The sequence below is a fragment of the Oscillospiraceae bacterium genome, assembly GCA_015068525.1.
Lineage (GTDB): Bacteria > Bacillota > Clostridia > UMGS1840 > HGM11507 > SIG450.
Genome location: SVKJ01000004.1, coordinates 109415 through 120880, shown reverse-complemented (window position 1 = coordinate 120880; position 11466 = coordinate 109415). Strand labels below are relative to the sequence as shown.

The 11466-nt window shown below is 29.5% G+C and carries 9 protein-coding genes; 7 read left to right on the top strand and 2 right to left on the bottom strand.

Features of this window, described 5'->3' with window-relative positions; translation table 11 throughout:
* Nucleotides 1–206: 206 nt before the first annotated feature.
* From E7419_02525 to E7419_02500, 6 genes are all read left to right on the top strand, one after another.
* Complete coding sequence (locus E7419_02525; GenBank protein ID MBE7014066.1) at nt 207–1721, top strand: copper amine oxidase N-terminal domain-containing protein; 1515 nt, start codon at nt 207–209, stop codon at nt 1719–1721.
* 200 nt (nt 1722–1921) lie between these two features.
* Complete coding sequence (locus tag E7419_02520) at nt 1922–3007, top strand: hypothetical protein (protein ID MBE7014065.1); 1086 nt, start codon at nt 1922–1924, stop codon at nt 3005–3007.
* A gap of 99 nt (nt 3008–3106) precedes the next feature.
* Nucleotides 3107–3856, top strand: coding sequence for a DUF3153 domain-containing protein (locus tag E7419_02515; protein ID MBE7014064.1), 750 nt, complete (start codon nt 3107–3109; stop codon nt 3854–3856).
* A 652-nt stretch (nt 3857–4508) separates the two neighbouring features.
* On the top strand, nt 4509–5171 hold the full coding sequence (locus E7419_02510; protein ID MBE7014063.1) for a DUF4358 domain-containing protein: 663 nt from the start codon (nt 4509–4511) through the stop codon (nt 5169–5171).
* Nucleotides 5172–5179: 8 nt separating this feature from the next.
* Complete coding sequence (locus tag E7419_02505; protein ID MBE7014062.1) at nt 5180–6556, top strand: MBOAT family protein; 1377 nt, start codon at nt 5180–5182, stop codon at nt 6554–6556.
* A gap of 26 nt (nt 6557–6582) precedes the next feature.
* On the top strand, nt 6583–7731 hold the full coding sequence (locus E7419_02500; protein MBE7014061.1) for a hypothetical protein: 1149 nt from the start codon (nt 6583–6585) through the stop codon (nt 7729–7731).
* Here the strand turns inward: E7419_02500 and E7419_02495 are convergent.
* Nucleotides 7697–7960 carry a hypothetical protein gene (locus E7419_02495; GenBank protein ID MBE7014060.1) on the bottom strand — a complete coding sequence of 88 codons (264 nt, stop codon included), beginning with the start codon at nt 7958–7960 and terminating at the stop codon, nt 7697–7699. The two genes, E7419_02500 and E7419_02495, sit on opposite strands and share 35 nt — an antisense overlap.
* Nucleotides 7961–8554: 594 nt before the next feature.
* Entirely contained in the window at nt 8555–10894 is a 2340-nt protein-coding gene (spoIIE, locus tag E7419_02490; GenBank protein ID MBE7014059.1) for a stage II sporulation protein E, read from the bottom strand.
* A gap of 227 nt (nt 10895–11121) precedes the next feature.
* Here spoIIE and E7419_02485 point away from each other — a divergent pair, with 227 nt between their 5' ends.
* A complete protein-coding gene (locus tag E7419_02485) occupies nt 11122–11298 on the top strand; it encodes a 30S ribosomal protein S21 (protein ID MBE7014058.1) in 177 nt (58 codons plus the stop codon).
* Nucleotides 11299–11466 lie beyond the last annotated feature (168 nt).

Sequence of the window (11466 nt, the reverse complement as noted above, 5' to 3'; positions counted from 1 at the left end):
AAATGAAGATGTTGTAGATTTTGGTTTATCGGTTGCTTCGGGAGATATGAAATACGACGAGATTTTAGAATGGATAAATAAATTTAAAAGATGATTTTTGTTCCTAACACGACACGAATTCTCTTTTGAAATTGACTGCATCTAAACCTTATGTGTCGCAATTAATTTAAGTTACTAAGCAAGATAAAATTTAAGTGAGGAATGTTATGAAAAGGATTCTATGCGTTATTACAACAGTAGTTCTTATGCTAATCGTATGTTTTTTTAATGTATCTGCTGTTGAATATCAGAAAAACATAAATGTTTTTGTTGATGATTCTTATATTGGATATACAGATGTAAGACCATTTGTTGAAGAAAACAGAACATTGGTTCCCGTAAGAGCGGTTGCTGAAAAGATGGGGGCTAAAGTCCTTTGGGACGATAGTACCCAAACAGTAACAATAAACAGGCTGTGTGATAAAATAACCTATCAGGATAAAGAGTATGTTAACTGCATAGCAGGTGCCGTGCTTGTAATAGGTAAAAAAGAAATAACTATCAATTTAACTGACGAAAACGGTTTGCAGGTATTTTCTGCTGCAAGAGAAATGGATGTATCCGCAAAAACAGTCAATGGCAGAATGGTTATTCCTGCAAGATTTGTCGGATATGCGTTAGGCTACGATGTTACATGGGAAGATAAACCTGACCTTGCATCTAAGGTTATATATAAATTCATCGGCAAACAAACAATTGATTTTAATTTAAATTCTGAAAATCCTGTTTATGACCCTGTAAAAAGAATTGCTTATGAATATGATAAAGAAAAATATCCTGATACAATTGTTGTAAATGATGTTGAATATCCTTGTCGAAAAGGATATGATGATATCATAATTGTTGATGCAAGTCATGGTAGATTCGAAGGAACAAAAATGATTGATGTTTTCCCTTACAGATGGACAGCAAACAATATAATTATTGAATGTGATGATGAAGAGTATAAAATTGATGAAAATAAAACTATTGATGAAAATTTAGAAGTTTATTCTAGGTTTTATACCGATAAGGTTGGAGAAAAAGTTGTTTTTGATTACGGACTTTATTTTCCTGAATTTTCAACGCTTAATAGGGTTACAAATTTTGGTAAAAGAAATAATGAGAATGAATTGTTAGATGATGGTTTATGGGGATATGAATATGTAGATGTTTCTAAAACTTATTATTCTATAATCAATGGATTTCCTGTGGTAGATGTTACAAAAATGTATTTTATTGATGAAAGACCTTATGAAGGATATTATCCTGGTTCAAAACAATATGGTTGGAAACGAAATGAAATTTCAAATAAAGGACACGATAAAAATACATTATTGTTTTTAAATTCATTTCTTGGAGAAACTGGACAGCGTATATGGACAATGATGAATGATTATTATACTTTGTCTGGCTATTCTTATGTTGCACCAGATACTGAATGGACTAAAAAGTATGTCTTCTTTGATGAAAATAACAAAGTTTCTTTCGGTATGCCTGAACCTTTAGATGGTATTCCTACTAATATTGTTGAAAAATATGGATTAAATGTTATTGATAACAGAAAAGTTTCTGATTCTCAACAATTATTAACATTAAAAACAGATAATCAAGTTATTTATATTGAATATGGTTGTTCAAATATACATGTTGAAGGTGCTTCTACTGGATATAATATTCTCTTCACAACAATTGAAAATTAAAATATTCGCTAATATAAAAAAGTCTGCTTTAGGCAGACTTTTTTGTCGATATATTGGCATAAATGCCAACTCGATATATTTGTCTTGCGACAAATTCGATATGTTTTTCGTTTCTCTCAAAACCCGATATATTTGCTTTGCAAATGAGGTGAGGTAACATATATTTTAAAATTAAAGCATATAATCTTACAGGTGATTATATGTATGATTATATTATAAAAACTTTAGACGAAAGAACTCTTTATTTCTTTGAAAACGGCGGAATATGTGTAAAAGATTTGTCGTCAAAATCATATAAATATAAAGTTATATATGAAGACGGAGTTAAGGATTTTGCGGTAGAGGATTTAGGGTTTGGAAAAGTCGGTATAGTATGCCAGAACAAAGAGGGTAGTATTGTTTTTATAAAGGAAGATGGTGAAAATTATATAAAAACAACTCTTCTTAATAATAAAAGTCAGGTATATTATGATAAATATTTCAAATTAAAACTTCACGGCAACTGGCTGGGACTAAGTTATATTATAGAATATAACAATAATAACATTTTATGTTTTCAATTGGTAGATAACGAGAATGAACCGCCTCTTGCAGTCGATTATGTTATTAATAAAACATATTTTTCTTTTGTAAACGAAAGTTTTGACAGAATTTTTTTCTATAATAAAGAAAATGAGTTTGGTTATAAAAATTACAGATGGTCAAAAAAAGATTTTACAGAGTATGAAAAAATAGACGAGGGGCAGATAGTACATATAATAAACGATTTTTCTGATAATTTTTATATTGTATATTTAAAAAATAATAAGTATTTTTTAAAGTTATTAAAACAAAACGATGATGGTTTTATCTATGAAGATTATCCACTCGATTTTATAGACTTGTTTGACGAAATAGTAATGATGATAGAAAATAAAAACCTGTGGATAGTTGTAAAGCGTTACAACTTTACATTCGGAAGAAAGACTGATATAAACGAGATTTCCTTTTCTCCGCAGTATAACTTTTTTTGTGACGGAGAAATAAGGTCATTCCCGTTGTCTGTAAGAGATAAGGAGAAAAAAGCAGAGGCTTTATTTGGCACATTGGAAAGCGGAAGACCTGAACTTATACTTTATAAAGATTTATATAATTTCAAAAACAGTGTAAAGGTAATGGGGAGAGAAATTAAAAAAGAAGATACACCTTTTTATAAAATGGGAATAGAAATAAATAAACTTTCTATACGGCTTTCTAACCTGGAAAAAAAGGTTTCTGAATATTTGGGAAAGGGAAAAATAGAATAAAAAGGCAATTTTATATTGAAATTTTTTCTTTTTTATGATAGAATAGTTTTATTACCAAAGTAAAAAAGGAATTATTTCCAAGTATGCGGAGGAGAACATATGAAAATAAAAAAGATAATTTCAGTAATATTACTAACACTTATAGTATGTCTTTTAACAGGATGTGTTAATTTAACATGTTCACTTAATTTAAAAGAGAATGGGAAGATGGATGTAAACGTTTCGGTATTATACAGCGATAAAGAATTTTCTTATGATAACGAGGCGATAGACAATATTAAGAATGAACTTATTTATAAGGATTTTATAGTAGAAGATATAAATGAAAACGGAATGAAAGGATTTTCCTTTTCAAAAGAAAATATCAGACCTGAAGGTTTGGATGAAATTTTAGAAAATGAGTATAATATAGATATAAGTGATGAAATTCTTGATAGTTTTGATTATGAGAGAGGCTTTTTATACAATAAGTATGACCTTGATACAGACATTGATTTAACATCTTTTGCAAAGTTAGGCTCGCTTACTGATGGTAATGGTCAGGCTATTTCGGGTGAAGAACTTCAAAAAATCTTTTCGCATTTAAGTTTAAAACTTATTGTTAATATGGATTCAGGTTTTATTACAGAAACTAATTCAAAGTTACTTTCAAACGACAAAAAAACTGCAGAGTGGGTACTTATTCCGGGCACGAAATCGGAAGTTGAATTTGAAGCTATTACAACAAATATGTTGTCTATTGTAGGAACAATTGTTATTCTTGCAACAGTGCTTCTTATAACAGTTGTTGTTCTTATAGTTTTAATAAAAATGTATATAAAAAGAAAAAAAGAATGTAATAAAGAATAGCCGTCGGAAAGTTATCCGAACTCGTTTTTAAATTGTAAATTTTTGATATAATATCGTTAAAAGTTTTGAAAATATTGCATATTCCCTGCACCTTTTGCCTCATTCTATCGAAAAATTTCCTAATTTGAAAATTCTTCGAACCTCTAATCCTTAAAAATTGAGATTTTTCTAGGCGAAAGATTTCGATAATACGAGGTATATCGGAAGCGACAACAACGAAAAAGCCGATTTTTAAGGGTTAGAGGCGGGTTCGGATAGCTCTCCGACGGCTAGCCGTAGGAGTATTGAACTCAATACGGTTTGAAAATGGAAATTTTGTTTCATACTGCAGAAATTCCTGCGAATATACAAAGTATTATCCTTGGAATTTCTTTATCTGAAACAAAATTTTTCATTTTGAAACTCTTTGACCTTAAACGCAGGGAAATTTCTAAGATTTTCGATGCGAAGGACGAAGGTAGGCTTTGGTGCCTTGCGAGGACGCCAAATTGAAAAGATTAAAATTTAACAAGTTTAAAGCGTATGGATTTCGATACTCCTACGGCTATGATGCAGGTCTCGTATGAGTTCTGCATCATTTTTAAAAAAATTTAAAAAAATGGAACTTTTTAAAAGTATATATTGTCTAAACAAACAAAGGATGTGGAAAAAAATGAAAAAAATAATTTGTTTTATTTTAAGTTTAATGGTTATACTATCAGTATTTGCAGGTTGTTCTAAAGAAATAGAAAATGACGTGCCGAATAATGAGATTGTTGAAAATTCAGGGGCAGAGGAAAATATATCTCCTGACCAAACTGAAGAAAACAAAGAAGAAAATAAAAAAGAAGAAAACAATAAAGAACAAAATAACAAAAATGAATCAAGTTCTTCAAAAGAACCATCACCAAGTGTTAAGCCACCTGTTACTTCTCCTAAGGAAGAGCCTTCTCTATCTTCGGTTATGGCAGGTATGGTAGGTGTTATCCCTGAAGGCGAACATAATCTGGAGGAAATAACTCCCGACTTTTATAAAGATATCTATGGTATAGATAAATCGCAGTTTGCAGATGTTTTGATATATGGCACAATGATAAGTGTAAAAGCAAATGAAATAATCTTAATAAAAGTAAATAACGAGAATGAAATTTCAAAAGCAGTTGACCTTTTAACAAAAAGGAAGGAACAGGTTTATAAAACATGGGAACAATATCTTCCCGACCAGTTTGAAATGGTTAAAAATGGTGTGATTAAAACTAACGGTAAGTATGCTGCACTTATTATTGCACCACAGGTTAACAAAGTTTTAAATAAATTTAACGAACTGACAAAATAGGAGCAAATATGGTATTCTCAAGTGTTCTGTTTTTACTTTACTTTTTACCTGTAACATTGGTACTCTATTTTATACTGCCAAAAAGAGCAAGAAATCTTGCTCTTTTTGTTGTGAGCCTTATTTTCTATGCATGGGGAGAACCTTTATATATTTCTATTATGCTATTTTCGACATTTTTTGATTATTATAACGGTCTTATGATTGAGAAATATGAAAATAATCAGGGTAAGAGAAAGTTTTTCCTTGTTTTATCTGTTGTAGTTAATTTACTTATACTTGGATTTTTTAAATATTCAGATCTTTTTATCTCAAGCCTTAACAGCGTTTTTAATATTTCGATACCTCTTCTTAATTTAAGTCTTCCTATCGGTATATCATTCTACACATTCCAGACTATGTCTTATTCTATTGATGTGTATCAAAAAAAAGCGAATGCTCAGAAAAATATAATAGATTTCGGTTGTTACGTGGCAATGTTTCCGCAACTTATTGCAGGACCTATTGTACGTTATCACGAAATATCTTTGGAACTTAATAAAAGAGAAGAAACATTTGATAAAGTTTATGACGGTATAAAAATATTTGTATGCGGGCTTTCCAAAAAAGTGTTACTTGCAAATAATATCGGACTATTGTGGGATACTGTTAAAGTTCTTCCAAAAAGCGAGATGTCAGTCGTTCTTTACTGGCTAGGAATATTAGCATTCTCATTCCAGATTTATTTTGATTTTTCAGGGTATTCTGATATGGCAATAGGTTTAGGAAAAATATTTGGTTTTACTTTTCCGAAAAACTTTAATTATCCGTATATAAGTAAATCGATAACTGAATTTTGGCAAAGATGGCATATTTCACTTGGTACATGGTTTAAAGAGTATCTTTATATACCTCTTGGCGGAAACCGTGTTAAAATATCTAAAAATATATTAAATCTTTTGATTGTCTGGTTTGCTACAGGATTATGGCATGGAGCAAGTTATAATTTTATTGTATGGGGACTTTATTACGGAATTTTACTTATTATAGAAAAATTCCTTTTAAAGAAAGTTCTTGATAAATTGCCCGGATTTATATCTCATATATATACTTTGTTTTTTGTAATAATAGGCTGGGTGCTTTTTGCATTTGATTCTATAAATGATGGAATAGATTATATTTTCGGTATGTTTGGCAGTGGTGTTCCTTTTATAAATAATAACGCACTTTATAATCTTTCTTCCTACTTTTTGATATTTATAATACTTGTTATTTCTTCAACACCTTTGTTTAAAAAGATAAAAGTAAATAAGTATTTAACCTTTATACTATGTATTATAGGATTTATAATATCATTTGCGTATATTGTGGATTCAAGTTATAATCCGTTTTTATACTTCAGATTTTAAATTTTAATATTTTATTAGGAGAATTTATGAAAAAGATATTTGTAATTATATTCGGGATAATTTATTTATCCTTTAGTGTTTATAATTTAACAGTACCTCAAAAAGAATTTTTAGAAAATGAAAACAGGTATGCAAAAAAAATGCCTGAATTTTCTTTTTCTTCTTTGGTAGATGGGGGATATACCAAAGATTTTGAAGAACATATAACCGATAAAACTGCATTCAGGGATTTTTTCGTGTCGCTAAAGAGTAATCTTGAAAAACTAACTTTTAAGAAAGAAAGTAATGGCGTATATTTTGCACATGATGATTATTTAATTCAAACTTATCAAAGTAATTATGATAAAAATATTGTTTCAAATAACATAAATGCGATAAATAAACTTGCTAAAGAAAAGGATTTAAATGTAAGTTTTGCTTTAATTCCTACAGCCTATGAAGTTTTAAAAGAGAAACTTCCAAAGTATTCTTATAACAGTTATCAGTTGGATTTAATGGAATATGCTAAAGAAAACCTAGACAACGTAAATTTTATAAATCCGACTGATAGTTTAAATCAAAATAAAGATGATTATATCTATTATAAAACCGACCATCACCAGACGGCAAACGGAAGTTTTATCGTTTACTCTGATATAATGAAAAAAATGGGGATTACTCCGTATTCAAAGGAAGATTTTGAAATCAAAACAGTTTCCGATGATTTTTATGGCACAACCTGGTCTAAGGCGACTATAAATCTTAAAGGGGATAAAATTATAAAATATGAACCTGAATTTAATGTATCATATAAAGTTAATTATGACCTTATAAAAGAGTCAGATTCTTTATATGAAGAAAAAAATATTGCCATCAAAGATAAATATACTTATTATCTTGACGGCAATCATGGTATTACAACTATAAAGACAAATTTTTCGGATGGGGGAAAACTCACTTTTGAAAATGGAAAAAAATTAGCGGTTATAAAGGATTCTTATGCTCATAGTATAATACCATTTATAGCAAATCATTATAGTGAAATAGTCGTATTTGACTTAAGATATTATAATTTAAGTATTCCAAAATACCTTAAGGAAAATGGAATTTCAGATGTGTTATTTATTTATAATACGGATAATTTTTTAACTGACAACAATCTTAATAAAATAAGCGCATACCTACAAGACAAGTAAAAACAGAAATAAGCGCAGAGCATAAAAAGAAAAGAATTTTCTTAAATAAAAATGATGAATTGTTCTTTTTATTCTTGTTTTCATATTCGTAAATAATCTTTTCTGCCTGTTTAATGAGTAGTTCTTCGGGAACTACTCTTTTTTTGTTGTCATTAAGTATAAGAATAATCTTATCAATGTATTCAGAATCGGTATTACTTATCATAATTACATCTTTATCTTTATTCATTGAAACACCCTTTTTATCTTAGGCACTCGGGAGCCGAACACCTTATGCCTTAAATTTGTTAAATTTTAATCTTTTCAACTTGGCGTCCTCGTAAGGCGACGGCCTGACATCGTCCTTCGCATTGAAAATCTTAGAAATTTTCCTGCATTTAAGGTCTAAGAGTTTAAAATTGAGAAATTTTGTTTTAGACAAAGAAATTTCAAGAATTATACTTTCGTATGTTCGCAGGAATTTGTGCAGTATAAAGCGAAATTTCTAATTTTAAACCATAAGGTGTTCGACTTCCGAGTGCCTTAAGCAGATGCGTTAGTATCCAAACTCGTTTCTTGTCGGATTTTTTCGCTACTGCATCGTTAAAATACTCGCAAATATGTTAATATTCGTTCCGTTTTTGCCTCACATTAACAAAAAAATCCAGACAATAAATTCAAGGAACCATAAACCTTTTAAATTCGAGATTTTTTTAGACGGAAGATTTCGATAATACGAGGTATATCGGAAGCGACAACGACAAAAAAGCCGGATTTTAAAGGTTTTGGCGAGTTCGGATATTAACGCATCTGCTTATATTGTAATTATTTCCATAATTACAATTTATATACATTGGCTGACACATTTACTTACTATTACTGTCATATCATCTCTATCCCTGTTTTCAGTGCTTTGTGCAATTTTTAATATAAGGTCGGAAATAACATCAGGGTCATTTGAATTTATTGCTTTTAATGCTTCTATAATCCAGTCTTCTTTGTCAAGAGAATCATAAATCCCATCACTTATCATAATTATTAAGTCGTTTTCCGACAATTTAATTTTTTGCGGAATTTCTTTTTTTTCGTCAATTATTCCTGCAGGAAAAGAGTTGTTTCTTATAACTAAAAATTCACCGTTTGCTTTTTTTATATAAGTAGGGCAGGCTCCTTTTTTTAAGATTTCAAGTTCTGCATTTTTTAAGTCCATAATACTTAAATCTATGGTAGAAAAATAATCGTTTTCCTTATTGCACATAAGTGAGGAATTAATGAGTTTAACAGATGCCGATTTGGAAAAACCTGTTTTTAAAAATTCTTCTAAAAGTTTAATAGTATTTTTAGAATAGAAAGATGCTGTTTCTCCGCTTCCGCTTCCGTCACAAAGAATGATGTATCTTGAGGAGTTGTCAAGCGTTTTTATTGAATAATTATCTCCGCTTTTTTCATTTTTGTTTTTAGAGCATTGTTTTACACTTGATTTAAGAGAATAACTTTCACATTCTTTGAATTTAAGAACACACTCTTTAAATGAGCATTTTCCCGATATTTTTATAAAAGGAATATCAAGAATTTCAGATAGCCTTTGTTCTATAAATTTGTAACATTTATCTTTTTTCTGACAGGGGAAAAGCGTAAGTTCAATCTGAGTGTTTTCGTTGCAGTCTTTTATTACACTTAAGTTTTTAATATTTATACCGTCGTTTTCCAGTTTAGAGGAAATTTCAAGGGATAAGTTCTTATCAAAATATGGATTTTTTTCAATCTCATTCTTTAAATTCTCAACAATATCTGAAAGTTCTAAGAACTGGTCTTTATATATCTTTGCGTTTTCTTTCATTTTACTTTGCCACATAGAATTAAGGCGGTATATTTCATAAAGAGAAATAATCGCCTGAAGCACTTCGTTTACTTTTACGCATTTTCCTTTGAAATAATCAGGGAAATCATCACGGTTGGCAGTCCCTTTTAAATTTATCTTTTTTACTATCTGGGACATGGCTTTTTTCGTTGTATCATAATCCTTTTGCCAACAGTAAAATCTTAATGCACATTTTTTACATACTTTTTCGCCTACTTCGTCATAAAAAGCAGATGAGTTATCCTCTTTTAATTTATCGTTTTTTATAAGAGTAGAACAAATGGTGTCGGATAATTTTTTGAATGCAAAACTAAGCCTGTCCAGTTTGACTGTGGCAATCTTTTTTATGGTAGATGCTGAATCATTGTTAAGACCATACTCAGTGTTTGTTAAAAATATTCTTTTTATTAAAATATCGGGAAGTAATATGTAAAAAAACGATGCAATTAAAATTTCAGGATAGTTTATAACCATATAATATTCAAACCCCATAAGTATGTTCATAAATACATTCCCAAGAGTAAAGCCTAAAACAGATATAACCTTTCCGTATTTTGACATTGTAGATGCTATAAGTCCGTTAACACAGTATGTAGCAATAAAAACTCCCATATAGTCGCTTCCGATACCTGCTGCAATTCCCATAAATGCTGCAATTTGAGAACCTATGCCTATATTACTTAGCGATGCACCCAGAAAAACAATATATACTGAAATGACGTTTTTTAAGTTTATAATATCATAAATATAAATATCTCCTATACCGGAAATCAAAATTGTAAGTATGATAAGAAAAGTTGTGATTTCCTCTAAAGTAAAATATTTCTTTGCATTGATTTTTAAAATTGATATGATTCCCTTTTTTAAAACAAAGTAAGACAAAAAGGAAATTATGGACTCGAATAATACAAGCAATATATCGTAAATAACATAATCTTTAAACAAGGTAAAACATAAACTGAATGTAAATAAAGATATAAAACTTATGGTTGGATTTACTTTATCTTTGTTTATATTAGGGAAAATCCACTTAATAAGTGTGGATAATGTAACACCAAAAAAAACAGTCAGCACATATTTAGGTGCATTTATAGTGTTTGTTGAAATTATACCAAGAAGAGTAAATATTAAGACTATAGGATTGTTTCCCGAAGCAAGTAAAAAGGAAAGTGAAAAAGGAGAAAGAGAAGAAAAAATATTTATTCTTCCTATTAAAAAACCTATTACCGAAAGAATCCCAATATTTTTATATTTCGATAAAGATAAAGTAAAACTCATTATAAAGTTTTTAAAAACCGACAAATTTTTCTTAAGTAATTCCATAATGATATGCTCCTTTTTAATAACTTAATTACATTATACATCAATCATTTGGAAAAAAATGTCAAAAGAGCAGAGGGGTATAAAAAAATTATTCGACAAAGAAAATTAATATTTTTTATAAATTTTATTGACAAATATGTAGAAAGTATGTATAATAAAGAAAGCATAATATGGTCAAACTGTATATGCACCCAAAGCATTTGCTTTAGCGGAGGGAGGGAAAACAAATGTCAGAAATCAGAATTAAAGAAAACGAATCTTTAGATAATGCTCTTCGCAGATTTAAAAGACAGTGTGCCAGAGCAGGAGTGTTAACTGAAATTAAAAAGAGAGAACACTACGTTAAACCAAGTGTAAAAAGAAAGAAAAAATCCGAAGCTGCAAGAAAAAGAAAATTCAAATAATGTGGCTTAATTTGGTATGCATTTAATACTTCTAAAAAATACGGCTCAGAGAAATTCTCTGAGCTGTTTTTTTCATTATAAAACAAAATGGACGCAAAAGGGACAGACCCCAAAACGTCCGAAAAATGGACGTAAAAGGGACAGACCCCGTTGCGTCCATTGTGATTT